Source organism: Roseivirga sp. 4D4 (assembly GCF_001747095.1).
In the GTDB taxonomy this organism is placed as follows: Bacteria; Bacteroidota; Bacteroidia; order Cytophagales; family Cyclobacteriaceae; genus Roseivirga.
On record NZ_MDGP01000001.1, the window covers coordinates 2,131,848 to 2,158,580 of the forward strand.

21 protein-coding genes are annotated in these 26,733 nt (G+C 41.6%); 11 read left to right on the plus strand and 10 right to left on the minus strand.

Going from position 1 to position 26,733, the window contains the following annotated elements:
• Positions 1 to 9 precede the first annotated feature (9 nt).
• A complete protein-coding gene (locus tag BFP97_RS09290; protein ID WP_069842151.1) occupies positions 10 to 264 on the minus strand; it encodes a hypothetical protein in 255 nt (84 codons plus the stop codon).
• A gap of 129 nt (positions 265 to 393) precedes the next feature.
• Between BFP97_RS09290 and BFP97_RS09295 the strand changes: the two genes are divergently transcribed.
• Complete coding sequence (locus BFP97_RS09295) at positions 394 to 3,309, plus strand: leucine--tRNA ligase (RefSeq protein WP_069842152.1); 2,916 nt, start codon at positions 394 to 396, stop codon at positions 3,307 to 3,309.
• Between the two features lie 59 nt (positions 3,310 to 3,368).
• On the opposite strand, the gene BFP97_RS09300 is transcribed toward BFP97_RS09295, so the two are convergent.
• Positions 3,369 to 4,274 carry a hypothetical protein gene (locus BFP97_RS09300; protein WP_069842153.1) on the minus strand — a complete coding sequence of 302 codons (906 nt, stop codon included), beginning with the start codon at positions 4,272 to 4,274 and terminating at the stop codon, positions 3,369 to 3,371.
• A gap of 50 nt (positions 4,275 to 4,324) precedes the next feature.
• Complete coding sequence (locus BFP97_RS09305) at positions 4,325 to 5,179, minus strand: hypothetical protein (RefSeq protein WP_139135248.1); 855 nt, start codon at positions 5,177 to 5,179, stop codon at positions 4,325 to 4,327.
• A gap of 151 nt (positions 5,180 to 5,330) precedes the next feature.
• Between BFP97_RS09305 and BFP97_RS09310 the strand changes: the two genes are divergently transcribed.
• The 7 genes from BFP97_RS09310 (at position 5,331) to BFP97_RS09340 (ending at position 13,383) form a co-directional block, all read left to right on the plus strand.
• Positions 5,331 to 6,464 (plus strand): lycopene cyclase family protein, encoded by a 1,134-nt coding sequence (locus tag BFP97_RS09310; protein WP_069842155.1) that lies wholly within the window; start codon positions 5,331 to 5,333, stop codon positions 6,462 to 6,464.
• Between the two features lie 13 nt (positions 6,465 to 6,477).
• Positions 6,478 to 7,932, plus strand: coding sequence for a cardiolipin synthase (gene cls, locus BFP97_RS09315; protein ID WP_069842156.1), 1,455 nt, complete (start codon positions 6,478 to 6,480; stop codon positions 7,930 to 7,932).
• Positions 7,933 to 7,942: 10 nt separating this feature from the next.
• Entirely contained in the window at positions 7,943 to 9,736 is a 1,794-nt protein-coding gene (locus tag BFP97_RS09320; RefSeq protein WP_069842157.1) for an acyl-CoA dehydrogenase, read from the plus strand.
• Positions 9,737 to 9,837: 101 nt separating this feature from the next.
• Positions 9,838 to 11,094 (plus strand): ectonucleotide pyrophosphatase/phosphodiesterase, encoded by a 1,257-nt coding sequence (locus BFP97_RS09325; protein ID WP_170827441.1) that lies wholly within the window; start codon positions 9,838 to 9,840, stop codon positions 11,092 to 11,094.
• Between the two features lie 28 nt (positions 11,095 to 11,122).
• Positions 11,123 to 11,689, plus strand: coding sequence for a cysteine hydrolase family protein (locus BFP97_RS09330; RefSeq protein WP_069842159.1), 567 nt, complete (start codon positions 11,123 to 11,125; stop codon positions 11,687 to 11,689).
• Between the two features lie 48 nt (positions 11,690 to 11,737).
• Positions 11,738 to 12,790, plus strand: a complete 1,053-nt coding sequence (locus tag BFP97_RS09335; RefSeq protein WP_069842160.1) for an aromatic ring-hydroxylating oxygenase subunit alpha — start codon at positions 11,738 to 11,740, stop codon at positions 12,788 to 12,790.
• Between the two features lie 20 nt (positions 12,791 to 12,810).
• On the plus strand, positions 12,811 to 13,383 hold the full coding sequence (locus BFP97_RS09340; RefSeq protein WP_069842161.1) for a hypothetical protein: 573 nt from the start codon (positions 12,811 to 12,813) through the stop codon (positions 13,381 to 13,383).
• Here BFP97_RS09340 and BFP97_RS09345 read toward each other — a convergent pair.
• The 4 genes from BFP97_RS09345 to BFP97_RS09360 all read right to left on the minus strand — a co-directional run bounded on the left by BFP97_RS09345 (position 13,380) and on the right by BFP97_RS09360 (position 16,727).
• Positions 13,380 to 13,733: an MmcQ/YjbR family DNA-binding protein gene (locus BFP97_RS09345; protein WP_069842162.1), complete on the minus strand. Its 354-nt coding sequence runs from the start codon at positions 13,731 to 13,733 to the stop codon at positions 13,380 to 13,382. The genes BFP97_RS09340 and BFP97_RS09345 overlap by 4 nt on opposite strands.
• 24 nt (positions 13,734 to 13,757) lie before the next feature.
• Positions 13,758 to 14,000, minus strand: coding sequence for a DUF6728 family protein (locus BFP97_RS09350; protein WP_139135249.1), 243 nt, complete (start codon positions 13,998 to 14,000; stop codon positions 13,758 to 13,760).
• Positions 13,990 to 15,957: a (E)-4-hydroxy-3-methylbut-2-enyl-diphosphate synthase gene (gene ispG / locus BFP97_RS09355; protein WP_069842163.1), complete on the minus strand. Its 1,968-nt coding sequence runs from the start codon at positions 15,955 to 15,957 to the stop codon at positions 13,990 to 13,992. Before ispG ends, BFP97_RS09350 begins: the two co-directional genes overlap by 11 nt.
• A 62-nt stretch (positions 15,958 to 16,019) precedes the next feature.
• A complete protein-coding gene (locus tag BFP97_RS09360; protein WP_069842164.1) occupies positions 16,020 to 16,727 on the minus strand; it encodes an SDR family oxidoreductase in 708 nt (235 codons plus the stop codon).
• A 160-nt stretch (positions 16,728 to 16,887) separates the two neighbouring features.
• Between BFP97_RS09360 and BFP97_RS09365 the strand changes: the two genes are divergently transcribed.
• From BFP97_RS09365 to BFP97_RS09375, 3 genes are read left to right on the plus strand one after another with little or no spacing between them, the layout of a single operon-like run.
• Positions 16,888 to 17,619, plus strand: a complete 732-nt coding sequence (locus BFP97_RS09365; protein ID WP_069842165.1) for an MlaE family ABC transporter permease — start codon at positions 16,888 to 16,890, stop codon at positions 17,617 to 17,619.
• Positions 17,619 to 18,371 carry an ABC transporter ATP-binding protein gene (locus tag BFP97_RS09370; protein WP_069842166.1) on the plus strand — a complete coding sequence of 251 codons (753 nt, stop codon included), beginning with the start codon at positions 17,619 to 17,621 and terminating at the stop codon, positions 18,369 to 18,371. Before BFP97_RS09365 ends, BFP97_RS09370 begins: the two co-directional genes overlap by 1 nt.
• Positions 18,372 to 18,373: 2 nt before the next feature.
• A complete protein-coding gene (locus BFP97_RS09375; protein ID WP_069842167.1) occupies positions 18,374 to 18,601 on the plus strand; it encodes a hypothetical protein in 228 nt (75 codons plus the stop codon).
• Positions 18,602 to 18,603: 2 nt separating this feature from the next.
• Here the strand turns inward: BFP97_RS09375 and BFP97_RS09380 are convergent, their stop codons facing one another.
• The 3 genes from BFP97_RS09380 to BFP97_RS09390 form a co-directional block, all read right to left on the minus strand.
• On the minus strand, positions 18,604 to 19,491 hold the full coding sequence (locus BFP97_RS09380; protein WP_069842168.1) for a sulfurtransferase: 888 nt from the start codon (positions 19,489 to 19,491) through the stop codon (positions 18,604 to 18,606).
• An 86-nt stretch (positions 19,492 to 19,577) separates the two neighbouring features.
• Positions 19,578 to 23,027, minus strand: a complete 3,450-nt coding sequence (locus BFP97_RS09385) for a hypothetical protein (RefSeq protein WP_069844262.1) — start codon at positions 23,025 to 23,027, stop codon at positions 19,578 to 19,580.
• Positions 23,028 to 23,029: 2 nt separating this feature from the next.
• A complete protein-coding gene (locus BFP97_RS09390) occupies positions 23,030 to 26,713 on the minus strand; it encodes a HAMP domain-containing sensor histidine kinase (RefSeq protein ID WP_069842169.1) in 3,684 nt (1,227 codons plus the stop codon).
• Between the last annotated feature and the right edge of the window lie 20 nt (positions 26,714 to 26,733).

A 26,733-nucleotide genomic window follows, 5' to 3' on the forward strand; every position in this document is an offset into this window, starting at 1 on the left:
TAGTAAGGCTTACTTATCTGCCTCAGTGACTAACATTACCTTTTGATTCTCGGTAATCGCATCCACCATTCGGGTATAGCTCACCCGTTCACCTGACTTCTTAGAAACATAGAAATATTCCTGACCTTCAAGTTCAACAGTACACTCACCTAATTCATATCGAAGCGACTTTACCGTAGCGCCTTCCACAATAGGGTTGTTGTTCAAGTCTAACAATTTAGGAAGTGGCTTCTCCTTGGGTTTCTTTTTAAACAGTCCGAACATAGATACGTGTTAATCCGCCAAAGATAATCGCTTGGCAGTAAATCAGATGATAATTACCAAAAATCATTTCTAAAGGCACTAAAAACACTATTTTTGCAGACTTTAAACAAGAAAATCGGTTAAGCGGTAATGGCTGAATACAATCATCGTGAAATAGAGCCTAAGTGGCAGGCATATTGGACGGCAAAAGAGACCTTTAAAGCAACTAAGGACACTTCCAAACCAAAGTTCTATGCATTGGACATGTTCCCCTATCCTTCAGGAGCAGGACTTCATGTGGGCCACCCGCTGGGTTATATCGCCAGTGACATTGTTTCTCGGTTCAAGAGGAATCAAGGCTTCAATGTTTTGCACCCAATGGGTTTTGACGCGTTTGGACTGCCTGCAGAGCAATATGCCATTCAAACCGGGCAACACCCCGCCATTACCACTAAGGAGAACATTGCTCGCTATAAAGAGCAGTTGAAGAATATTGGCTTTGCCTTTGACTGGGACAAAGAAGTACAAACCTGCGATCCGGCCTACTACAAGTGGACACAGTGGATCTTCATGCAGATTTTCGATAGCTGGTATGACTATGACACTGCTAAGGCAGAGCACATTGACTCGTTAAAAGAAAGTTTCTCCAAAACTGGAAATGCGGGCATCAATGCCGCTTGCGATGAAGATACACCAGACTTTTCAGCAGAGGACTGGAATAGCTGGTCGGAAGCCGAACAACAACGCATGTTGCTCAAATACCGACTTACCTATTTATCAGACACTGCCGTAAACTGGTGCCCTGAATTGGGAACCGTATTGTCTAATGACGAAGTCAAAGATGGTTTCTCCGAAAGAGGTGGATTCCCAGTAGTTCGAAAGAACATGAAGCAATGGAGCATGCGTATCACAGCTTATGCCGAAAGGTTGCTTCAGGGATTGGATACGATCGATTGGTCTGAGCCATTAAAAGAAATGCAGCGCAACTGGATTGGAAAGTCCATTGGTGCAGAGTTGAGGTTCCGGGTGGAAAATTCTGATATCGAAATCGAGGTATTCACCACAAGAATTGATACCATTTTTGGAGTGACCTTCTTGTCGTTAGCCCCTGAAAGTGATTTAACGAAAGCGCTCACTACTCCAGAGCAGAAGGAAGCTGTTGAAAGTTATGTAGAGCAAGCTTCAAATCGCTCTGAAAGAGATAGGATGACAGATGTCAAGTCTATTTCTGGTGTGTTCACGGGTAGTTACGCTACTAATCCATTCAATGGTAAGAAAGTACCAATTTGGGTGGCCGACTATGTATTGGCAGGTTATGGAACAGGTGCTGTAATGGCTGTACCCTGTGGCGACCAAAGAGATTACGATTTTGCTAAGCACTTCGACTTGCCGATCGTTCCGGTGATCAAAGATGCCGATATCAGCGAAAGAGCTGACGCTACCAAAGATGGAACTATGATCAATTCTGGTTTCTTGGATGGCCTTTCATGCAAGGATGCCATTGCAAAGGCGATTGAGTTTGCGGAAGAAAAAGGTGTTGGCAAGGGCAAGATCAACTACAGGATCAGAGATGCTATTTTCGCGAGACAGCGCTATTGGGGTGAACCAGTACCCGTTTATTTCAAAAACGACATTCCTTATTTGGTTGACCAGAAAGACTTGCCAATCATTCTTCCAGAAATTGATAAATACTTACCAACAGAAGATGGCGACCCACCATTAGGCAGGGCAGAAAACTTTACTTATTCACCTGATGGAGACGACCAGTCATATCCATTGGAATTGAGTACCATGCCAGGTTGGGCCGGCTCAAGTTGGTATTGGTACCGCTATATGGATGCTCATAATGAAGCGGCATTTATAGACAAGGGTGTTCAGGAGTATTGGGAGAATGTAGACTTATACATCGGTGGGTCCGAACATGCCACAGGTCACTTGCTTTACTCACGTTTCTGGAATAAGATATTATTTGACCTAGGTTTTGTGAACCAGGAAGAACCTTTCAAAAAGTTGATCAACCAAGGTATGATCCAGGGGCGATCGAATTTTGTCTACAGGCTGAATTTACCTGATTTGGATATTAAGCTACCTAACATATTCATTTCAAAAGGTATTCAAGATGTTTTGAAACCGGAAAAGGATATTGACGGTGGAATTGCCAAAATAGAAAGTGAGGTACAAAGCATTGTTACAAAGCTCTATCCTAATCAACAAATAGCAGTTGACATTGCCAGTGTCAAAGTAACACCAATCCATGTAGATGTCAGTCTTTGTCGAAATGACGTTTTAGATACGGAGGCCTTCAAAAAATGGAGACCTGATTTAGCTGATGCGGAGTTTATCCTTGAGGATGGAAAATACATCTGCGGATGGGAAGTCGAGAAGATGTCTAAGTCGAAGTATAATGTCGTCAATCCTGATGAGATTATAGAACGATATGGCGCTGATACCTTGAGACTTTACGAGATGTTCTTAGGGCCTTTGGAGCAGTTCAAACCCTGGAACACCAATGGCATTGATGGTGTCAACAAGTTCTTGCGAAAGCTTTGGAGACTCTTTCACGATGAGCAAGGCAACTTGAACTTGTCAGACGCTGAACCTTCTAAGGACGAGTTGAAATCACTTCATAAAGCCATCAAAAAAGCACAAGAAGATATAGAAAGATACTCTTTCAATACTTCGGTCAGTACTTTTATGATTTGTGTTAATGAGCTATCGGCTTTGAAGTGCAATAATCGAAGCATTTTAGAAGACTTGATTGTGATCATTTCTCCTTACGCTCCTCATATTACAGAAGAGCTTTGGTCACTACTGGGCCATGAGGAGAGCATTATCAATGCTGAGTACCCTGCTTTTGATGCCTCTTATTTAGTAGAAGATTCTATTGAATATCCTGTGATGGTCAATGGTAAGATGCGTGCTAAAATTCAGTTGGGTGCCGACTTGGGTAAAGATGAGATTGAGGCTGCTGCTTTGGCGCATGAGAATGTACAAAAGTGGCTTGAGGGCAAAACACCTAAAAAGGTGATCATAGTACCTAAGAAGATTGTGAACTTGGTGGTTTAAAAAAGTAAAAGCGAGCTCCGTACAAGCTCGCTTTTTCATTCAACCAAAAGAACGCACTACTATAGTCCTGAGCCAACTCTGGCCATAAATCTTTGTGATCTGGCTCCCTTAATGCCTGGGAGGCTAATAGGGAAATTGATATTGCCTTTAATTCTCTGCTTTAGGTTTGAGAGTTCTGGAAACTGGTCAAAGAACCTGATCTTCTGTGCTGCGATAGAGTTGCCTGTGGGAGCATCGCCCATCACATAATTTGCAAATGATTCGGCAATATCTTCTCCAGGGTTGGTGGCCGCATACTCTGATACAAACCGACTCTGATACTTTCTATAGAAGGCAAAAAATCCATCAAAATCATCTTGGCCTATGCGCTGATTCTCAGCATATATATCTCCCCAAAACTGATTATAGAATTGATTGATGTAGGATGCTGTGGTACTACAGCCCTCTCCTGTATGGAAGCTTTCACATCCTCCATTACCTACACTCACCTGATTATTGTCCAAGGTGATCAGGTGAGCAATTTCATGAATGGAGGTATAGGCGCTCTCTCCAGGTACAAACTGGTTATTCCTATCCCAGACGAAATCCAGGTTATGTCCCATCTCCCAGATGCTAAGGTCGTTCTGGTTAATTGGAGCTACATATGCAGCTGTACCATCTTCAGAATCCGCAAAGAGCTCCAGCTCCTTCATTACCTGCCTGGCATCAGCAGGAATAAGGTTGGTGAAAAAATTCCAGAATTCGTTTTGTCTGGTTTGGTTATAAAAACCATTGGCAGCAGGGCCGCTTTGAATCAGGGAAATATCATTTCCCGATACCGAATATCGAGCGACTAGACCAGAATTTCTGGTTTGATCTGCCTGATCGTTTGGATATTCATCGTCTCCGTCTTCCTTGTCGCAACTGACAATCGCAGTGCACAAAAGGACAAAAAATAGAAATAATAAATGTTTTTGGTCTTTCATGATTTCAATGTTTACAGGTGAATCCGTAAACCATTGAAATACCCTACCCCTCAGATTTCAAGATTATCCTCTTCCGGTGGTAATCCTTCTTCATTCTCGTCTTTGGACTTCTTCTTCCGTTCCTTTTTAGGCTTTGGAGTCTTGTTCTTCTTTTTGAAAAGGCCAAACAGTCCTTTCTTTTTAGTGACTGTATCTGTGGAAAGCGTATCGCCTTCCAAATCCGCTAAATCCGTAGAATCAGACAAATCTTCAATCTTGGCCTCTTCCAGTTTCAAGAAGTAATCTTGAAATCGCTTGTTATAGGCCTCTTGTTCTACATTGAAACCTCCTCGCAATAGTGGAGCATATTGTACCTGAATAGCCGGTGGAAGCTCAGCTATTTCATCCATTAACCTGGTATAAGTGGTGGTATCAAAGCGATTCAGAGTTGATTTGAGCAGAGAGTCATATTCTGTACTGTTGAAATGGATCAACTTAGACTCAAGGTCATCAAGTTTGTAAAAAGGTCTTTTCTTAAAGATTCTGTCGAATAGATAGGGATTCTCTAAAACGGGTTTTTCACGACCATTAAACACTTTGGCCCAAAGCCTTTCTTTCTTTCTATTCTCGTAGGTAAACCCAGCTTTCTCGAAAGAGTGGATTCGACCACCTTGGACCCTGAAACCTCGACCCTGAGTACCTACAATAAACTTCTCCATTAGGGTGTCTCCATCCGCCTTAAACCGAAAGCCGATCGGTCTCTTGGGTACTGTATCCCCTTCTACCACTGTAAAGAGGGAATAAATCCTGTCTTGCTCCTTTTTATCAAGCACAAAGGCTGACTGATATGCTGGGCACATCGTTTGTACCGCACACGAAGACAGCAGGCACAAGGCCAGAAGACTTATGAAGATTGTTTTGTTCATTCGATTCCCCCCCGAAGGGGGCACAATATTACTAAGTTTTCAAAACGATTAATTAAAATCGCCTTGAAGATTTATTTAACATACCATCAGCCAAATGGTTATTCACCATAGAAACTCAAATGATTAATAATCATTGTAAGTTTATTGACTAATGAAGCATTATGATTATGTAGTAGCCGGTGCGGGTGCCGCTGGGCTTACCCTGGCATATGTGTCGATCAACAATAGGGATTTGAATAAATCAATCCTTATTATCGATAGGGAAGATAAGTCAAAAAATGATAGAACATGGTGCTTTTGGGAAAAAAACGACAACCTCTTTGAGCATCTCGTCCATAAATCATGGGAACAAGCCATATACGCTGGTAGCGGTTTTAGCGAGACATATGAGCTTGCTCCGTACACCTACAAGCTCATTCGCGGCATTGATTTCTACGAGTTTATAAAAAAGTCTTTGTCTGAAGACGATCGGATAACCTGGATTAAAGAAGACATCCAAAGTATAGATAAGAGTGGTGTAGTTACTACGGATAAAGGTCAATACAAAGGGGAACTGGTTTTTGATAGCACCTTCGACCCTACAAAGCTTCAGCAAGAGAAAGCCACTACGCTATTGCAGCATTTCAAAGGCTATGTAATTGAAACAGAAACCCCGGCATTCAATCCGGATGCCTGTACTTATATGGATTTTAAGATTGATCAGGAAGGTGACTGCCGATTCGGTTACATATTACCCTTTACCGAACATAGGGCATTGGTCGAATACACCATCTTCAATCAGTCTCTTTTGGAGCAAGAAGTGTACGAAGATCGATTAAAATCTTATATCAAGAGTTTAGGTATTGAGCATTACAAAATCGTAGAAGATGAATATGGGATTATTCCCATGACGGATCATGATTTTCAAATGAGGGTAAGTGAAAATGTAATCAGAATTGGCATCAATGGAGGATTTGCAAAACCCTCTACTGGCTATACTTTTCTTCGAGGACAGAAAATTATCCTTAAGATGGTGGATAATCTTTCTAAGGAAATTGATCCGCTAAAGGACCTGCCTTATGAAAAAGCGAGGTTCAAAAAATACGATGCTACCCTCTTAAACGTGTTGGCCTCAGGCAAGTACACCGGGGATGAAGTCTTTACCCCTATGTTCAAGAAGAATGGCGCAAAGGGCTTTTTTAAGTTCCTTGATGAGGAAACATCTCTGGCCGAAGAACTCAAGATAATGTCCTCCACCCCAATTCTTGATTTTGGTGCCGCATTTATCAAATCTATGCTGAAGTAGCCTATCTTTAGGTATGCTTGGCGTTTGGGAAATCATCTCACCCTACATACTTCCATTGTACTACGTGATCATCTTCTTTGTGGTGATCAATCTGTTATTGGAGAATCGCAACCCTCTGAAAACGCATTCTTATTTAATGTTGCTGCTGTTGCTACCGATAATTGGTGTGGCGATATATTTCTTCTTTGGACAGCATCAACGGAAAAGGAAGGTTTTTGCCAAAAGAGGCCTTATCAATCAGGCATTTGGCCCATTGTATGCCCAAGAGCATTTGGACAACCAAACTCGGGTCAACCCTCAAGTAATAAAACCCTATGGCCAATTCGAAAAGTTGATTCGCTTTTTGAAAAACGACCTATCACCTCTCACACTCAATAATTCTGTAACTGTGCTTCGCAATGGTGAAGAGAAGTTTCCACAGATGATGAATGCTTTAAGGGAAGCCAAAGACCATATTCATATCGAGTACTACATTTTCGAAGATGATGGTATTGGCGGAGCGGTAACCGACCTTTTGATGGAGAAAGCAAAGCAAGGAATTGAGGTCAGGATGCTTGTAGACGGTGTGGGCTCTTTGGCACTAAAAAAGAGCTTCTTCAAAAAATTAAAAGCCAGTGGCGTTCAATTAGCAGAATTCATGCCCGTACTCTTTCCATCCTTTACTAGTAAAATCAATTATCGAGATCATAGAAAAATACTGATTGTAGATGGGAAAGTGGGGTTTACGGGTGGCATCAATATTAGTGATCGGTACATTAATAACCATACCCACCCGGAATACTGGCGTGATACCCACCTAATGATTGAGGGTGAAGCTGTGAAAACCCTACAGTTTCTATTCTTTTTAAACTGGCAGTTTGTAGTTCAGCATGAACTAGAGACAGCGGACAAGTACTTCCCTGAACTTGGGCATTTTGGAGATCATTGTGTTCAGATTAACGCAAGCGGTCCCGATTGGGAACTAGCAAGTATTATGGACTCCTTCCTTATTGCAATAACTTCTGCCAGGACCAAGGTGAGAATTGCGACACCCTATTTCATTCCTACCGAGAGCATTCTGGATGCCATTACCACAGTATCGAAGAGTGATGTGAAAGTAGAATTGATGATCCCCTATGAATCAGATTCATGGATTGTACAGGCCGCATCTTTGTCTTTCATCGAAGAGTTGTTGGCCGCTGGTGTCAGCATTTACTTTTACCAAAAGGGGTTTCTTCACTCCAAGGTGATCGCAATAGATCATTCTTTTGCATCCGTAGGTACCGCTAATATGGACTATAGAAGTTTTGACCTGAACCATGAAGTGAATGCATATTTGTACGATGAGGACTTGGTTGAAACCCTCATCGATCAGTTCGAAGAAGACAAAAAGGAATGTATCCAAATTACATTAGAAGACTGGAGAAAACGCAGTTTAAAACAGAAATTGAAAGAATCCGTCTGTAGGCTTTTAGCACCATTACTTTAATAGAAGGCACATGCAAAATCAATATACAAATTTAGAAACGCTCAAATTCCTCATTCACAAGGTCCATAAAACTGATTCGGTTTTGGGCGAAGGCCGTTTCTCAGCGTATGACACTGCATCAATAGATATGTTCTTGGACTCCATTGCTTCGCTAAGCGATGCAGAGCTCTTTCCTTATATCAAGGAGATGGACCAAAAGCCTTCCGTTTATAAGGAAGGAAAAATCACTATCCATCCTCAATTTGAACGAATCTTTCAACAAGCTAGAGACCTAGGGCTTATTGCCTCAATCTTTAATGAAGAAGACGGTGGTTTGCAAATGCCCAACACACTCTTCCATGCTGCTTACTATATTATGGAAGCTGCCAATAACCATGTTACTGGATACTTAGGACTGACAACAGGCGCAGCCAACCTAATAGCGACATTTGGAAATCAAGTCTTAAAAGATCAGTACCTACCTAAAATGCTCGACATGGAATGGACAGGTTCAATGTGCCTGACAGAGCCTCAGGCAGGCAGTTCTTTGTCTGACATCACTACCAGTGCTACTCCAATAGGAAACGGCAGCTATCTGATTAACGGCCAGAAAATCTTTATTTCTGCTGGAGATCATCAGTTTGCAGATAACATTGTGCATCTCCTTCTTGGCAGAATTGATGGAGCACCAGAGGGCACAAAAGGCGTATCGCTTTTCGTTGTCCCCAAATTCAAACCTATCAACGGAAGTCTTGAAGAAAATCATGTAGCTACAGCAGGTGAATTTGAGAAACTAGGGCAACGAGGTTATTGCACTTCACATCTGGTATTTGAAAATTCGGAGGCCTGGTTGGTTGGGGAAGAAAATCGCGGTCTGACCTATATGTTTCAATTGATGAACGAAGCCAGAATAGCTACTGGCCGAATGGGTGCAGGAATTGCTTCTGCCGCCTATTATGCTTCGCTTCAATATGCCAAAGAACGGCCTCAGGGAAGAAAACTGACTTCGACCGGAGACAAAGACTTACTACAAGATCAGACTTTAATTATCAATCATCCTGATGTCAAAAGAATGCTTCTGCATCAAAAGTCGATTGTCGAAGGTTCATTGAGCCTTATTTTACAGGCAGCTCATTATTTAGATCGGGAGCAAATAGCAGAAGGAGAAGACAAGGAGCGATACAATCTCCTCCTTGAATTGTTAACACCCATTGTAAAAACATACCCGGCTGAAAAAGGGCTTGAATCTGTGAGCCAAGGGCTTCAAATACTTGGTGGTTATGGTTTTTGTCAGGATTTCATCTTGCAGCAGTATTATAGAGACATTCGAATCATTTCTATTTACGAAGGCACAACTGGTATTCAATCGCTGGATTTACTTGGTCGTAAAGTGAACCTTAAAAATGGAAAGGTATTGCAGTGGTTGGCAGAGGAAGTGATGGAAACCATTGCCAAAGCCTCTAGAATTGACGCTCTTCATGTCTATGCCAATGAATTAGAGCAAAATCTCAAAATGATTCAGCAGGTACTGACTGAACTAGCCCCAATAGCTAAGAAAGGAGATTTTGAAAGGTACCTTTCTGATGCTACTGTCTTCATGGACTTGTTCGGAACAGTCATTATTGGCTGGCAATGGCTAAAAATCGCCAATAAAGCCTATGATGAGGTTTCAAACGACACCCCTCTAAAAGCAGCGATGGAAGGAAAAATTCATACGATGAAGTTCTTCTACAAGTACGAAATGAGCCGCACAAAGGGTCTGGCTAAGACATTATTGAATCAGTTAGCATTGACCCTAGACTTTAATCTAGACTATCTAGAGTAGCCAGATCAAAGCCTTTGCTACGTTTATTAATAGAAGCTTAACAGTTATAAAATCATATGCCACTATCCCTACTATTACCTTTACTTTCGAAACAGCGTGTGTTGAAAAAGCATTTTGAATTATTCCTTTTAGTGGCAGTAATTGGCTTTGTCTCTGTGGCCAAAATCCAAGACAAAGATCAAACGCCTTATGTCATTCTTATATCATTGGATGGCTTCCGGCATGACTATGTCGAAAAATTCAATGCGCCTAACTTACAAGAATTCATCAATGAAGGTGTGAGTGCAGAAGCAATGCTTCCATCCTACCCGAGTAAGACTTTCCCAAACCATTATACAATTGTTACAGGACTATATCCCGATCATCACGGTTTGGTTGACAATAGCTTCTACGACTCTCAACTAGACATCCAATACAGCACTAGAAATAGATCAATTGTTGAAAATCCGGCATTTTATGGGGGCACCCCGCTTTGGCAATTAGTACAGCAACATGGAATGAAATCAGCATCCTATTTCTGGGTGGGTTCTGAAGCTCCAGTCACTGGGAGCTTCCCGGATTACTATCATATCTATGATGGCTCAGTCCCAAACGAGACAAGAATTCAGGCAGCCATTGATTGGCTAGAACTTCCAGTATCGGAACGGCCTAATTTCATGACTTTATATTTTTCCTTGGTCGATAGCCAGGGACATGCAACTGGCCCTAATGCAGAAGAAACCAAAGAGACAGTGTTAGAGGCTGACAGGCTCATTGGTCTGCTTATGAAGAAGTTGGAAGCAATTGATCTTCCTGTCAATGTGATAGTAACGTCTGATCACGGCATGCATGAAATAAAGCCAGAGAAAGATTCTTATATGACCGTTCAAGAATTGCTCAAAGATTTTGATGAAGACAAGTTTCGTTTTGTCAGCAATGGTGCGCATGGGCATTTCTATTCCGAAGACAAAGCTTATCTAAATGAGATGGCTTCCATACTAAAGGCTAGACCAGATAGCGATAAATTCGAAGTCTACTTCAAGTCAGAGATGCCAGCACACTGGCATTATGGAAACAACCATCGTGTTGGTGATCTCTTTATCAAAATCAACCCAGGACACTACCTTACCTCAAAAAACAGAAAAGACAGGGCCATACAGAACCAAGAGTTTCACGGAGAGCACGGCTTTGATCCTGAAGAAACGGAAGACATGGGTGCTATTTTCTACGCCTACGGCCCAAACTTTAAATCAGGCTTAAAGATTGATAAGTTTCGGAACATCCATATCTATCCAATGATTGCCAAGGTCTTGGGCATTACAGAACTGCCCGAAATTGATGGAAAGTTAGAAGTACTTGGTCCTATCATTAGGGACTAGGTATTATTTTTACGACTCAATCTTGAATATGAGTCTTACCAAAAAGAAACCAGCACTTATTCTTATCGATCTTCAAAAGGGTTGGGAGAAAACCGAGCATTGGGGAGGAAACCGCAATAACCCTTATGCCGAAAAAGTAGCAAAGGAACTCCTAGATATTTGGCGTGAAAAAGACCTGCCAGTCTTCCATATCATTCATAGTTCCACAGACCCGAACTCAGAGCTTCATGAAAGTAAGCCCGGTTTTCAAATGCTCAATGAGTTCCAACCTATAGATGGGGAGCCTTTGATCATCAAGCATGTAAACTCGGGATTCATTGGTACCGATTTAAAGGAGAGACTGGATACCCAAGATATCGACAAACTGGTTATTGCTGGCTTAACCACGAATCACTGCGTTTCTACAACCACCCGAATGGCTGGCAATTTTGGATTCGAAGTCTACTTGGTGTCCGATGCTTCCGCCACTTTCGATCGAAAAGGACTGAATGGAGAAGTGTTTGAAGCCGAATTGATCCACCAGACAGCCCTGGCCAGTCTAAATGAGGAGTTTGCAACGGTACTTGACAAAAATGCTTTGTTAGAAATTCTCTGATTTTAATCATATACCAATAAGCATCTTATTCATTATGTTTGTTGCGGAATGAAAGCAAGCAAGTCCAATAACCTCCGCAATATTTGGTATGTGGCCTGTCATGGAAGTGTTCTGAAAAAGGGCAAAACCATTGAAAAGGAAATTGATAGCGAAAAGATTCTTCTTGGGCGCGATGAAAACGGAAAGGCTTTCGCCTTAAGAAATCAATGTCCACACCGAGGAATACCGCTGACCTACGGGAAATTTGATGGTTGCGAAATCCAATGTTGCTACCACGGATGGCGATTTAAAACCGATGGTACTTGCACAAAGATTCCAGCCCTGCCTCCCAATTCGAAACTAGATGTTAGCAAAGTAAGGGCACCTTATTATCCTATCAGAGAGGTGCATGGCTTAGTACTGATCTACTTGCCGCGTGATATGCGAAAGCCAGAGGATATTGATGAAAGCCTATTTCCACAATTCCCTTTAGACCAGGACAAATCCTTTGACCTCGTCACTGCAAAACCTATGGACTGCAGTTTGGATCACTCTGTCATTGGCTTAATCGATCCGGCACATGTGCCTTTTGTACATCAATCATGGTTTTTTAGAAAAAGCGACAACCTTAAGCTCAAAGAGAAGAAATTCGCTCCCAGCCATCTTGGTTTTAAGATGGTTAGGCATGCCCCCTCAAAAAATTCGGCAGCCTATAAAATTTTAAAGAAGGAACAGACCACTGAGATAAGCTTTCAAATACCTGGCATTCGTATTGAACATATTACTGTAGGGGAAAAAGTCATTTTGATCATGACAACACTCACCCCGGTTAATGAAAACACAACGGAGTTAACCCAGTTCATCTATACAGACATTAGCTGGTTTAAGATCTTCAGGCCTATATTCTATAAGTTCGCTGATACGTTTATCCAACAGGATGTGGATGTCTTCAAAAAACTCAAAGAAGGACTAAATAACAACCCTCCTTTGATGCTTATGGGCGATCCGGATATGCAAGCGAAATGGTATAATGCCATCCGAGCCCGATATGAAAAGTGTCAGGAGGAGAAAACTCCTTTCGAAAACCCTATTGAAGCCCAAACCCTTTACTGGCAAACTTAGTTGTTAGAAAAACCCACAATATGAAACGCTGCAAAATTCTACTCTTCACACTATTACTGATCACCATTGTTTCCTGCGGAGACGATGATGGTGGAGGCATTACCGAGGAACAACGTCAGTTAGTTATGGGTGATGATAGCAGTGAAAATATAGTTTCTCTTGGTTTAACAAGCCCTCTTGTTTTATCTCTGGATCAGGTACATATTACACCACGTGCACTAGATATCAATTTTGATCAGACCACAGATATTACACTTAATGCTTATCAAGAATTTAGTGGTGATAGAGGGCTCACACTCAATACTGAGAGCGCGGATGTTCGAGTCTCAGTCGATGAAAATGGAGATATCAAAGCCTTGAACAGTGGTGATATTGTTACTGCAACTTCAGAGACCTGGGTGAATGCTTCTACGCTGCCACTTGCGGAAATCGCTGGTCAAACAGTCAGTGGCCTTTGGAATGGTCTACAGAATAAATTTGTAGCGGTCAGAATAGATATTGGCACCACTAGATACTTTGGTTGGGTAGAGCTCAGTGTAGATAACTATGACAATTACTCACTACATAACTATGTGGTGAAGTTGATCCCTTAAAGATTTTTTAACTCTTCCTTCAACTTCTTTGGCAAGCTAGCTACAATCAGATCATAAGAATGATCGATCAATTCTCTGATTAGGTTTTCTGGTACGGAGCCATCCGTAAATACCGAATTCCAGTGCACTTTATTCATGTGCCAACCTGGACGAATTCCATCAAATTCTTCTCTCAATTCTGCTGCCCGTTCAGGATCACATTTGAGGTTAATAAACTCATACTCCACAATTCCCGTGATAGCAAAAACTTTATTCATGACCTTCATCACAAGCGTATCAGGGCCGAAAGGAGTATCCTCTGTCACGCCTGGCTTGGCTAGGCAATAGTCTCTGAATTCATCAATATACATAAGTCAAAAAAATAGTGGACCGAACTACATGCTGCGTGAAATAGCACGAGCAATTATCACGGTCAGGGCAATTAAAAACATGATAATAGAAATCTTGTTCACGCCATGCATCATCCGTAAATTGAAATTATTCGGACGATTAGGGTCCTTCTTTCTAAAGAAATAACCCAATAATGGACCAAAGTCAAAGGCCTCTTTAGCCGTTAGTTTAACCCTTTCTTCCTTTTCAGCACTCTTCTTTTCTTCTGACATTTCTTTATCCTTCAATGGTTTGTGGTTCCATCCATTTTCCGTCCTGACGAATGATTTCAATCAATTCATCAACGGCTTGTTCTGATGGAACACCTCTTTTTACAACGTCTTGACCTTTATACAAGGTAATTTTGCCTTTCCCAGACCCTACATAACCGAAATCCGCGTCTGCCATTTCTCCAGGTCCATTCACAATACATCCCATGATGCCGATTTTCACGCCTTTCAAATGATCCGTTCGTTTTCTGATCATGGCGGTCGTTTCCTGAAGATCGAAAAGGGTACGACCACAGCTTGGACAAGAGATATACTCTGTCTTTGTCATTCTGGTACGTCCTGCCTGAAGAATTCCAAAAGCGGTCTGATTCTTCAGTTTCAAAGCATCAACATCATCTTTTTCAGTGGCACTAAGCATTACGCCATCGCCAAAGCCATCGACTAGTAATCCGCCAACATCTGTCGATGCCTGAATCAGAAAAGTCTCCTCATAGACAATCTCATATCCTCTTTCAATAATTACAGGCACTTTTAACTTCCTCTTTTCCAACTCAAAGAAGAACCTTCTGAGTGCTGGCATAGCATGCTTATTTCTCGTCTTCAGGACGACCACGAGATTATCGGCTTCCAAGATGGACATGGTGTCATCATCCAATTGATGATCTTCAAGCGTGACAAAATTTAAAGTATCATCACAATTCTCAGCAACTTTCAGCTGATCCAAAGCATATATCGGGTGGCGATTCTTTTTGTCCTCAAGTTCATTCCAAATAGGGTAATCGATTACTTCTCTTATCCCATTTGGGAGCATAAAGGGTATAGCCTTGCCTCCTGAGTAGACATAATCAGCCCCTTGATCATTCATAGTCCATTTGTCTGGTTCTGGAAGATAGAAATGACCGATGGCCTTCAAACTTTTAATAGAAACCTCATCTATTCGACTGAAGTCAGCCATCACACGAGGCACATTGGTCTGGCCAATGTTAACGATCTCTCGGGTTTGCCTTCGGTGATATGCATATGGATCGATAGGACTTTCCTCAATCTCCGCAATTGCGTCATGATCTTCACGATTGATGTATTGATCAACCAGTTTTTGGGCGACAGGAGCTTCGAATTCAGGTTCTTCGGTTAACGAAACTCTTACAGTATCCCCAAGGCCATCTTCGAGCAAAGTACCGATACCCACTGCTGACTTGATCCTTCCATCTTCGGCCTCACCGGCTTCCGTCACACCTAAGTGGAGTGGATAGGGCTTTAGACCCTCTTCATCCAGCTTTTGAACAAGCAATCGATAGGCCTCCACCATGACTTGAGCATTGCTAGACTTCATAGAAATCACAATTTGATCAAAGTCTAAATCTTCGCAAATGCGCAAAAACTCAAGGGCTGACTCAACCATTCCCAAAGCGGTATCTCCGTACCTACTCATGATTCTATCGGAAAGAGAACCATGATTGGTACCGATCCTCATGGCGGTGCCATGTGCCTTACAAAGTTCAACCAGTGGAGTAAACCGATCTCTTATACGTTGAAGTTCGGCTTCATAGGTCTCATCGGTATACTCGATGTTCTCAAATTTCTTTTTATCGGCATAGTTACCCGGATTCACCCTAACCTTTTCGACTATCTGTGCCGCTAGTTCAGCAGCATTTGGTGTGAAGTGGATGTCAGCCACCAGTGGAACATTGTATCCCCTCTTTCTCAGTTCGGCCTTAATATGCCTAAGGTTCTCGGCTTCCTTCAAGCTTGGTGCTGTAATACGGACTAATTCACAGCCTGCCTCCACCATTCTGATGGTCTGCTCCACTGAACCCATTGTATCCATAGTGTCAATGGTAGTCATAGACTGTACAACAATCGGATTATCACCACCTATTATCACATCGCCAACCTTCACAGGGATCGACTTTCTACGGTGGTATTTGACAAGGCTCTTGCAGTAATTTTTAACTGAGGCTACGCTAGAATTCATGGATTTCTGATTGCTTCAAAGTTAACCTGAAATGAGGTGTTTTGTTGCAATTTTGTTAACTCTTAAATATCTCCCAGCTGTGGTCTAAGTAGTATCTCTTCTACCACTGTATTCTTAGAAAGAGCATGTGCCGCATAAATGGCATCGGCAACGTCCGTGGCCTTCATAAACCTGTCTTCAGGCAACTCCACTCCATCCCAACTGTTGGTATAAGTAGCTCCAGCGAGTATCGAGGTTACCCTTACACCATGTTCTTTCATTTCTTCTCTTAAGGCCTTTGTAAATCCATGCAATGCAAACTTTGAAATCGAATAACTGCCGCCATTTGCATAAGACTGAATCCCCGCGATGGAACCGGTAGTGAACACATGACCTTCTTTTCTTTTTTTCATGCCTTCAATAAAGGCTCTGGTCAGGTAGTACGCACTGTATAAGTTGGTCTCAATCATTTGCTCAAGGCTGCCCTCTGCCTCATCATGAACCGAACCAGGAATGAAGACCCCCGTATTATTGAGCAGCACATCTACAGGCTGACTATGTGCTTTGACAAAGTCAGCAAAAGCTCCCAGCTGCCTCATATCAGACATGTCAGCAGGCTTTACATAAATAGATCCCGGACCATTCTGTCCTTCTAAACTACTTTTAAGGTTTAGCAGGTCATCTTCACTTCTTGCACAAGTTGCAACATCAAAACCTTCTTTATGAAACTTCTCTACCGTAGCCCTGCCAATTCCCTTGGTGCCACTACTAATCACTGCCAGTTTTCGCATGTTTGTCGCTTTATTACATAAAGTTAATCTGTTATTGTCAAAACACTCGTTGTAATGATGTAGTAAAATGAGAATTCCTTTTTTGCCGATTTGAAGGCACTCTTAGGGCAAGTTTTACTATTTTACCGATGATTGATTCCAACAGGAATAAATTAGATTCATGAGAAAACTCGGAGAATACATTTTATTTCTTGGTGCACTCTTTAAGAACCCTGAGTCTTTCAGGACTTATGCCAAATTAATTCTGGACGAATGCGTCTTGATAGGTATCAACAGTATTGTCCTTGTCTCCATCGTTTCGGTGTTTATGGGAGCGGTATCCACACTCCAAACTGCCTATAACTTGGTTAACCCTTTGATACCGGATAATGTCATCGGTTTAGTTGTAAGAGACTTGACGATTTTAGAATTGGCACCGACCATTACGGGGATCATTTTCGCAGGTAAGGTAGGCTCCAGTATTGCCGGTAACCTAGGTACCATGAGAATTACTGAACAAATTGATGCATTGGAAGTAATGGGCATAAATTCCGTTTCTTATCTAGTGTTACCAAAAATTGTAGCGACATTATTCATGTACCCATTCTTGGTTATTCTGGCAGGAACCTTAGCCATTTCTGGTGGTTATCTGGCAGCGAAGTTTGGTGGTGTCCTAGCCCCTGCCGACTACTTCATTGGATTGAAACTTGAGTTTAATACGTTCAGTGTCTATTTCGCGCTTATCAAATCTGTGGTATTCGCATTTCTTGTATCGTCCATTTCGGCCTACATGGGTTTTTTTACCAAAGGTGGAGCCCTAGAGGTAGGACAGTCCAGTACGCGTGCGGTTACCGTAAGTTGTATTGCGATTTTGTTAAGTGATTTTGTACTCGCTCAATTACTCCTTGTCTGATGATAGAAGTTAAAAACCTTACGAAGTCCTTTGCAGACAAGACGGTCATACAAGACATCAATGGTGTCTTTGAACAAGGAAAAACCAGTATGATCATTGGTGCGAGCGGATCGGGAAAAAGTGTAATGCTCAAGAATATCGTGGGGCTTTTTATGCCCGACAGTGGAGAGGTTCTTTACAATGGAAGGAATTTTATTGGTGCCGATCGTGACACCAAAACCGATATCCGTAGGGAAATTGGAATGCTTTTTCAAGGCGGGGCTCTCTTCGATTCAAAGAATGTGGAACAGAATGTCAAGTTTCCACTTGACGTTTTAACTGATATGCCTGAAGACGAGAAGTTGGATCGGGTCAACTTTATCTTAAAAAGAGTAAAGCTTGAAAACACCAACAAGAAAATGCCTTCAGAAATCAGTGGAGGTATGCAAAAGCGCGTAGGAATTGCCAGAGCAATCGTAAACAACTCAAAGTATCTCTTCTGTGATGAACCCAACTCGGGACTTGACCCTCAGACTTCAATAAAAATTGATCAATTGCTTCAAGAGATCACGGATGAGTATAATATAACTACCATCATCGTGACCCACGACATGAACTCAGTCATGGAAATTGGGGAATATATTCTCTTTATTTCCAATAGCCGAAAGTTATGGGAAGGAACCAACAATGACATCATCCACTCCGGAGTTCAAGAATTAGATGACTTTGTCTTTGCCAATAAGATGATGCGCAAATTCAAATCAATGCATTAGTTATGAGTGCCAACGAGCAAGGGCTCCAGAAATTAATCACAAAACGGGTAGTGGTCATCGGGTGGCTAATTCTGGCTGTCGGAATTGGTTTATTAGTAGCCGCAATCACGAATGGCTTCTCTGAACCAATAGTGATCAGCCAGAACTTTGCTGTCATTCCATTTCTCTTGTTTGCATTCTTCGTAATGCTGAGGGTAAATATCATTTACCTTAAGAAATCAAGGTCCTAAGCCTACCTTTCTACGGCATACTCATCTGGTAGTGTATCCCACTCATTGAAGGATCCATCATAGAGTCTTGCCTGAAAGCCTAAATATTTGGCAATGGTATAAATGGTAGACGCTCTTAAACCCACGTGGCAATAGGCTACAACCTGTTCGCCTTTCCCTACTCCCTGAGCCGCGTACATCTGAGCTAAGACAGTCTTGTCCTTTACGAACATGTTTTCATCTACTATATCGAGCCAGCATATATTACCAGCCCCCATAATATGCCCCCCACGTTTATACTGACCCATTTCAGTTCCGTTATAAAATACATCTCGTCTGGCATCGATTAGGTTGATTTTATCCTTACCTGCAGACTTTCGGGCATAATTCTTATCCACCTTGATTTTCTTCTTTGGCTTAAGCTTAAGTTTACCTGTTGTCTCGGATATCGCTGGTTTGTCTGTACTAAGGGCCAAGTCATTGGCTTTCCATCCTTTGAGGCCACCATCCAGTATTCTTACACGATCGGACAGTCCAAAATAGTCTAGTGTAAAAAACAATCTAAACGTAGCTGCATGATCATTTCCTCCATAATAAAGGATCAGCTGAGAGTCATTCGTTACTCCTTTGGACCTGAGGGTAGAATCCATCTTACTCAGTTCGGGCAGTTCCCAATAAAGTCCATCTCTCACCACAGTATACTCTTGGGGGACTATTGAAATAGCTCCTTCTATATGCCCCTCCTCATACGATTTAGGGTCCGCAACGTGAAGCAGCACTAAGTCATCATCAGACTGATGAGTTTGGAACCATTGCTGGTCTACAAATATTTCATTTGACTTTTTCTGACTAAATAAAGTGGTGATTGAAAAGCAAAAAGTGAGGATCAAAATGGCAGCTCGCGTCTTCATAAAAAATAGTTTGGTCAGTACTAAGATACGGGATGGTGCAATTATGGATTAGTCAAAATCGGGCTTTAACCTTTTATTAACACTTACTAGAACAATGCGCTCACCTGTACTCTTCCCAAATGAATAGCACTGTTGTCGGCCGATTTTCTTCCGTCATACCTTAGCACCAACTGAAGGCCTTTCCCCAATTTCTGTTGCCAATTTACATTCCAAGTAAGATTCTGACCTGGCCTGAGTGCCTCTAAAAGTTCATAACCTGTTGGTGTATTTTCGGTGCCAGAGAAATCAATATTCACAAAACGGAACCCACTCGTTAGGGTAGTTTTGGCAGCTTTGGCAAAACGCATACTAATTTCTAATTCCCTAAGTGTCGCTGTTTCTCCATTGCCTTCAGAAAATACGTTTTGCTTTTCCTTTTGGGACAGCTTACCTGTGAACCGGAATGTCCTGAAGGGTTGCCAGGTAAGCGAAGGTTGAAATGTAGTTTGTTCTATCTGATAGTTTCGCTCTGTCAATACATCGGAAGAGTTACTTCTATTTCCATCAATGTAGTTGATGTCGAGATTAAGCGACTTGTTAATATTCCATCGAATATGAGTCCTGATATCACGATTCGCTCTTCTCTCAAAACCATTAAGAAGGAGTTGCTTGTTCTGAATTTGGGCGATACCGATATCTGCACCGAATTTGGTATTGGAACGATTGAAAAATAGGGTTGAACGAACACTCTCATTTAAACCGAGTATGAGCGAATCAGGAACATTGGTTGGCAGTAATCTACTACCCAGGTCATCGTCAGTGATTTTGGAATTGAGTGACCATGCTGTACTATTGGAAAAGTGAGCAATGAATTTCTTAAATCCGGTTTCACTATTCCATGTTCGCGGGAAATTCAAATTGAATCTATACGAAATGATGGTATTAAAGGCCTCCTCAAAAGTATCGGTTGGCACAAAGATCTTTGCGTAATTCTTCTCATCAGGGTTGATTGCCAAATAGAACTCATTCAAGTCCTGAATACCATCGCCATTATCATCTCTCCAAGTATGTGTTCCCTGACCAGTGGCTACTTGAATAAAGATAAATTCCCTTCTCAACTCACGACTGTTTGATAGGTTATAATTAAGCTCAGACCGAATGATTCGGTCGAAAAATGACCCTGTCCAATCAACTCGCCCCATAATCGTTTCATCATTCCTATCCAATCCACTCTCATTGAGATTCTCTAGATTTCGATAAGTGAAGAGCAATGAGAGCCTGTTATTGCTATCAAAATTGGTCTTAAAAAAGGCATTCCATGTTTCTGATTGATTGTTATCGAGCAATACTCCGTTTATAGGGAGACGGTCTTCCCTACTTTGATAGTCAATACCGTAGGTTGTTCTAAGGGTATCTGCATTCTTCAAATAGAATGTATGCTCAGAAAAATTCATAGCCGTACTTACTACTCGATTGTCCAACTGGTTTCTTACCGCGTTCCTGTCCTGCTGATATCGGTAACCTGGAATAAACCATCGGCTGGCATAGGCAATATCCAGCTTGACTCTATTCCATTCAGAATCAAGAACAACTTGATCGTTTCTCATCAAATAAGCATTCAGCTGGGTTTGAATTCTACCAAACTGCTTAGATACATTGAAGTAATGCTGAAAACCATCCACAGCCTCGCCTCTTTTTCGTCTAACTAGTCGATAGTCAAAATTATTCAGCCTGTCTTTGGACAAATTGACCTGAGCGTTCAGGATATTTTCAGAAAAGTTCTGCGTAAAATCGTTGGGATTAAAGCTCCAATCTCGATCAAATTCTATGTACCGAAGCCGATCGACAAAGGAGAACGACTCGCTGTTATACTCGAATGAAACTTCAGAGTTGAACTGGTAATTAGGCAGTAACCGAACGGATCTATCCTTTGTTCTGTGTATAACTTTAAAAGCAGTGCCATTATCGTCTTCTGAGTCTTCCTCAGAAAAGAGATTCAAATCATTTTGTGATAGCGCCAATTCTGCTTCGACAACATCATGGTCATTCAGTTTTGCGGCACCACCAATAGTGAACATTGCCTTCTGATTCGGGGCGTTAAGAATGGAAATAGGCTCGAAGTTGCCTTGCGCCACACCATTCACCGGAGGAACCCACTCATAAATCCGCCCATTGGAAGTGGTACTTAAGAGGCGGTAGTTTCCCTGCATATTACCAACTTCCGAAAATTGCACATCGAAGAAAGCGCTATCTGGATTAGTCGAATATTGGAAAATATCATAGGACAAATTATCTGCATCACGACCTATCGTCCTTCTATAGAGGATCAAGTCAGGGGTAAATCCAATACTATCTACACGACTGGTAAATGCCTGATCCAAATCATCTCCTGCATCCGCAAGGATTCGTTTCTCCTCATTACTCAATTCAAAAGCCAAAGGTTGATTTCTGTTGTCCTTCTCACTGTAATAGTTGAGTGAAAATTTTAGGTTGTCGTTTTCTTGGTAGTGACTGGCCTGAAAGATAGAACGTGTGTAATTCTGGTCTGAAAATTCAAAATCGACTCTTATTCGAGTAAACTGAGTGATCAGCACCTTATTGGTGAAGGTTATTTCTCCCAAATTATAGTCGATCACATAATCATTTTCAAAACCTCTTGTTTTTTGTTCTCCATCGATGAATACCTTCTCTGATCCCGCCAGAATAATCAGGAACCTTTCATTCTGTGCTCCCCTGACTCGGTAAGGACCCAGCACACCTTCAATTGGCTCGATTGAGGTTGAAGCAAAACGACCTTTGGCCACAGAACCGGCCAATGACGTCCGGGCCTTAAAACCATTGGACAAATCATAGTCAATCTTAAATTGGGCACCTTGAACATTCTTGTAATACCGAAGAAAATTGGACTCTCCATTTCTTAGTACCACATCGCCCGCTTTCAGCGAAAACTTATCGTTATAGAGTTCGATGAATACATTATCGAAGTCTTGAAGTTGCTGAGTATTGCCTTCAGGCTGAAAAGGCACATTACGATCTGTGATTACTGCCCGAAGGTTAACGTTTTCAGTGAGTTGCCCTTCCATTTGAAGGTTTAGTGTAGAATTTACAAATACGTCCTGGCGATTTCCGAAGGATACTCCTCGGGTAATACTACCCGTCTTGGTAATACTTTCAGTCGATACTATTTCTTCTCTGACTGGCAGTGCGAGCGCTTCTTGATACAGCACCGCATCTTTGAAAAGCGCTGTGGAATCATAGATGTCTAAAGTTCTATTTGCCTTCGGGGTATGGAGATCGAATGGCAGCGTCCTATAACAAACCCGGACAGAATCAAACCCCTGATTGGGAATTCTGATACTATTTGTATTAAGATTAAAACTGTACCTGATCTCGGAATTCGGTTCTTTGATTTTGATGGACTCGGGGTAGACAGTAAGCGAGTCAAGGACAACTTCTCCATCAAACGTGGATATCCATTTACAGACCGTACCTGTCTGTGCCTTTAGCGAAACACTGAGCAAGAGTGTAACCAAGAAAACAAGTGAACCACGAAGCACAATCAATCGGTTAGCGGAAACTCCAGGTAGAAGGTTGTCCCCTTTCCAAGAGTTGAGTCAAACCAAATACTCCCACCGGCATGTTCTACCCCACGTTTGGCAATGGCTAACCCAATGCCAGAACCTTCTTCCTTAGTACTAAATTTAGGGATAAATATCTTCTCCTTGATGTCTTCAGGGATACCATTACCGTTATCTTCAAAGGTAATTCTGGCCTTATTATGGGTAACCAAAAGTTCTATGGAGAGCCTTCCTGGTCTATCTTCATTGAGAGACTGCTCAGCATTTAGAATAAGGTTATTGAATATCCTTCCCAACAGTTTACTATCTCCCATAACCCAAACTGGTTGCTTAGGTATATTGGTTTTTATCTCAGCTTTATTGCCCTTAAAGAGTCTTACCGACTTTCGTAGCTCTTCAACCAAATCCAAACGCTCACTGATTGGCATTGGCATCTTGGCAAAAGATGAGAAAGACGTGGCTATGTCGCTCAAAGTCTCCACCTGATTAAGCAAGCTGTCAATAGGCATATTGAAGTCATTGCCAACATCAGGTGCCTGACTCAATACCCTTTTTAGATGCTGCAATTTCAGCTTCATCGGAGTTAATGGATTCTTAATCTCATGGGCAACCTGTTGTGCCATTTCCCGCCAGGCACTTTCTTTCTCACTCAAAGCCAATGCCTTCTTACTCTTTTCAAGGTTAAGGAGCATCTTATTATACTCTCGAACCATAAGCCCGATTTCATCATTGGCTTGCCATTCCAAGGGCTCGTTGAGGGTGGAAAGTGTAGTAGACTTGATCTTCTGGGTTAAGTATTTAAAAGGATATGTGAGAATTCTTGAAGCGAGAAATGACAATACCACGAAAATCACGAAGATGAAGGTGAAGGCATTGAGAATGTTAGAGAGTATATCTCGTTGTTCTGCCTTTAGTTGTTCTTCAGAATCAAAGAATGGCATTGTCAGAATACCCAGGAGTCTATTGTCCTCATTGGACCGAATACCATAGAATGTTGAACGGTAATCTAACTCGCCCACTCTTTCAATACTCAATTGTTCCTTATTTCCCGATTCAACTATATTGGCCATAGCGCTGGGGTTTGCGAATGGTGCTAGTATTTCATTTTCAAAAATGAGTCGCTGATTCGTAGCGATCAGCCTCCCATTCGTATTAAAGAGGTTAATGTCTGCCTGAGCATAGAGGCTTATTTCAGTGATCCTGTCTTCGAGGGTTTCGTTGTTTTCATTTTGACCTTCCAAAAAGTCCTGCAATTGATTGGCTAGATTGGCCGCAGCACTTTCGGTAATAGACAAATATTGTGTATCAATTTTCTCTTCAACGGTCTTATTGACCAGTCGCAACACCACTATACTCACAATGATCAATGGAAGGAAGAAGGCGAAGTTTAGCAGAATCTGAATTTTGGCAGAGAGTGTGGTACTCGTTTTTTGAAGGTTATAGAACATGGCACTTACTCCAAAAACAAGGATGATGGCAGCTACCATAAAGAGAAAGAAGATGGCAAAGTTGGTAATGAGGTACTTGGGAGGATATAACCTGTTACTGATGATATAGACTTGATTTTCACCATTACCCTCTACTCCCAAATGATGATGCCCTGCAAGGGAAATCCCTTCTTGATACAAAAGTGAATCTGAGAGGAGGCTAAAATTGAAATTGCGCTGGTAATTAAAATCGCCCGTGGTCGACTCAAGTACATTACCATTGTATACTCCATAATCAAAATGCATTCCATCCTCTTCAAAGTCATCATCTAAGAGGAGTCTTGGCAATATGCTATTGTTCAATTGCTCTTTTCTATCGAGTCTTACGAGTATATAGCCGATGGTTGTATTGTATCGCTGAATCTCAGAGAACAGGTAGTATTGATTGAGACGAACGGGGTAGTTTTCACGATAAAAATAGAGTCCCTCAAAATCCGTGGCATTTACGGGTCGGGCATAGGTATCTACCAAACCCTGATAGTCAATCGATGTATTACTATTGATTGGCCTTCCTGTGCCATTAAATAGCAATATCTCAATCTCATACTTATCAAAGTACTCACCCAAATAAACACGTTGAATTAGTCTTCTTATTTGATCCTTAGATCCGAATGGGCTCGTAATCCCGGTTTGGATCCTAATATCTTGTTCAATACTCTCCTTTGCTTTTGACAAGAGAAATTCTGCTGCAATATCTTCTTCTGTGGAAAGACGAGTTGCAAGCGCACGTTTATCCTGCAAATTCTCACTTCTGATATGTCTCATTAAAATGGAAGTAGAAACGCTCGCCATGAGAAAGGCTGCAATAAAAAAATAGAGAAAGGTATTATAGTTAACCTTGTCTATGTGCTCTGATAGGTTGAAGTTATATACAATCAGCAAGTAGCCCATCAAGAAACCGACAAGCATAAGGTGCTGCATCTCAAGAGATATTGCCATTATAACAGCAGCTAACAAAATCATGCTAAGGCCAGTATTAACGAGTCGAGGTTTCGAGATATTTCTAAGTGTTCGACTGAGGTATTGTCCTATAAGAAAGACCATAATGGCTTTGATGAATAGGGCAAAATAGACCAAGAGCTTAAAGGGGCTGTAGCTGATATCCCGAGCGACATCAAATGACCATTGCGAGTTCAGTAGAATGGATTCCACTTCTGAGATATAGTAGAATAAAATGGTTACTAACAATATCAGAGGAAGAATCACTGCCCTGAATGAAACTACCAGAGTCTGAGTTTGTCTTTTAGTAAATACTTTATAACCATACCCAACTACTACTAAAAGGGCGACTTGATTTAATATAAAGTCACCCAAAGAAGGTTGCCACCAGCTCGCTGCAAAACTATCAGGTTGAAACAAGGACCACTCTATAACACTCAAAGGGTATTCATAGCGTAACATTGAAAGGCGTACTACGAGCATGAAAACAGCAATCAGTCCAACACCCAAATAAGGTCTCCCCCTTGCCACTAACTTATGACTGTAAACAAAGCCTGACCAGATGAAGGCTGCAATTGAAATCAGGTAGAGTAAAAAGATAAAAGTGGAGAAGCTAGGGTAGTCTATCTTCATCCGTTCAGTTCCATCAAAAGAGAATAGAAAGCTACCCTCGGGAGAACTTATGTTTTTTTCTGGAATGGATTCTTCACTTGAAAGTGTGAATGAAGACCTTCCAAATACCTCTCCGTTCAATCCATACTCTAGAAACGAATCATTAAGTACTACATCAGATGATAATGGAAGCAAGGCAAAAATCTCTACCACTCGGTTTTGAGCACTATTGATTACTTTCCTCCTCGCGACATACTGACCACTTTTTAACTCAAGAAATTTATAGAGATATGTCCCCCCTAGTGTCCCGTACTTTGGAACAAACCTGTTGGTACTCCAATAAATCACATTACCATTTTCATAAATGAAATAGGGTAACTCTTCATCATTAGTAAATCGGTTAAAGAGCCGATTGAGGTCTAAAATGGCAATATCGCTGACCCTTTCGATGTGATTGTCTAATTGCCCTAATGCAGTATGTAAGTTCTGGGTAATTGTAGTCTGAGGATCTACTCTTCGGCTCTGATCTGAGAATATGGCCTCATCAATGATGAGAGTAATCATTACCAGTACAATACTGATAATAAGAAACTTATTGGTTCGGAAAAAACCTTGCTGATTACTCAAAATATTGAACCCTAATGCCG

Excerpts from the sequence above, each read along its gene's own strand:
- BFP97_RS09345 (WP_069842162.1), bottom strand. The coding sequence starts at position 13,733 with ATGTATATTGATGAATTCAGAGACTATTGCCTAGCCAAGCCAGGCGTG.
- BFP97_RS09300 (WP_069842153.1), bottom strand. The coding sequence starts at position 4,274 with ATGAAAGACCAAAAACATTTATTATTTCTATTTTTTGTCCTTTTGTGC.
- BFP97_RS09320 (WP_069842157.1), top strand. The coding sequence starts at position 7,943 with ATGCAAAATCAATATACAAATTTAGAAACGCTCAAATTCCTCATTCAC.
- cls (WP_069842156.1), top strand. The coding sequence starts at position 6,478 with ATGCTTGGCGTTTGGGAAATCATCTCACCCTACATACTTCCATTGTAC.
- BFP97_RS09330 (WP_069842159.1), top strand. The coding sequence starts at position 11,123 with ATGAGTCTTACCAAAAAGAAACCAGCACTTATTCTTATCGATCTTCAA.
- BFP97_RS09295 (WP_069842152.1), top strand. The coding sequence starts at position 394 with ATGGCTGAATACAATCATCGTGAAATAGAGCCTAAGTGGCAGGCATAT.
- BFP97_RS09340 (WP_069842161.1), top strand. The coding sequence starts at position 12,811 with ATGAAACGCTGCAAAATTCTACTCTTCACACTATTACTGATCACCATT.
- BFP97_RS09305 (WP_139135248.1), bottom strand. The coding sequence starts at position 5,179 with ATGAACAAAACAATCTTCATAAGTCTTCTGGCCTTGTGCCTGCTGTCT.
- BFP97_RS09310 (WP_069842155.1), top strand. The coding sequence starts at position 5,331 with ATGAAGCATTATGATTATGTAGTAGCCGGTGCGGGTGCCGCTGGGCTT.
- BFP97_RS09375 (WP_069842167.1), top strand. The coding sequence starts at position 18,374 with ATGAGTGCCAACGAGCAAGGGCTCCAGAAATTAATCACAAAACGGGTA.
- BFP97_RS09335 (WP_069842160.1), top strand. The coding sequence starts at position 11,738 with ATGAAAGCAAGCAAGTCCAATAACCTCCGCAATATTTGGTATGTGGCC.
- ispG (WP_069842163.1), bottom strand. The coding sequence starts at position 15,957 with ATGAATTCTAGCGTAGCCTCAGTTAAAAATTACTGCAAGAGCCTTGTC.
- BFP97_RS09360 (WP_069842164.1), bottom strand. The coding sequence starts at position 16,727 with ATGCGAAAACTGGCAGTGATTAGTAGTGGCACCAAGGGAATTGGCAGG.
- BFP97_RS09380 (WP_069842168.1), bottom strand. The coding sequence starts at position 19,491 with ATGAAGACGCGAGCTGCCATTTTGATCCTCACTTTTTGCTTTTCAATC.
- BFP97_RS09370 (WP_069842166.1), top strand. The coding sequence starts at position 17,619 with ATGATAGAAGTTAAAAACCTTACGAAGTCCTTTGCAGACAAGACGGTC.
- BFP97_RS09365 (WP_069842165.1), top strand. The coding sequence starts at position 16,888 with ATGAGAAAACTCGGAGAATACATTTTATTTCTTGGTGCACTCTTTAAG.
- BFP97_RS09290 (WP_069842151.1), bottom strand. The coding sequence starts at position 264 with ATGTTCGGACTGTTTAAAAAGAAACCCAAGGAGAAGCCACTTCCTAAA.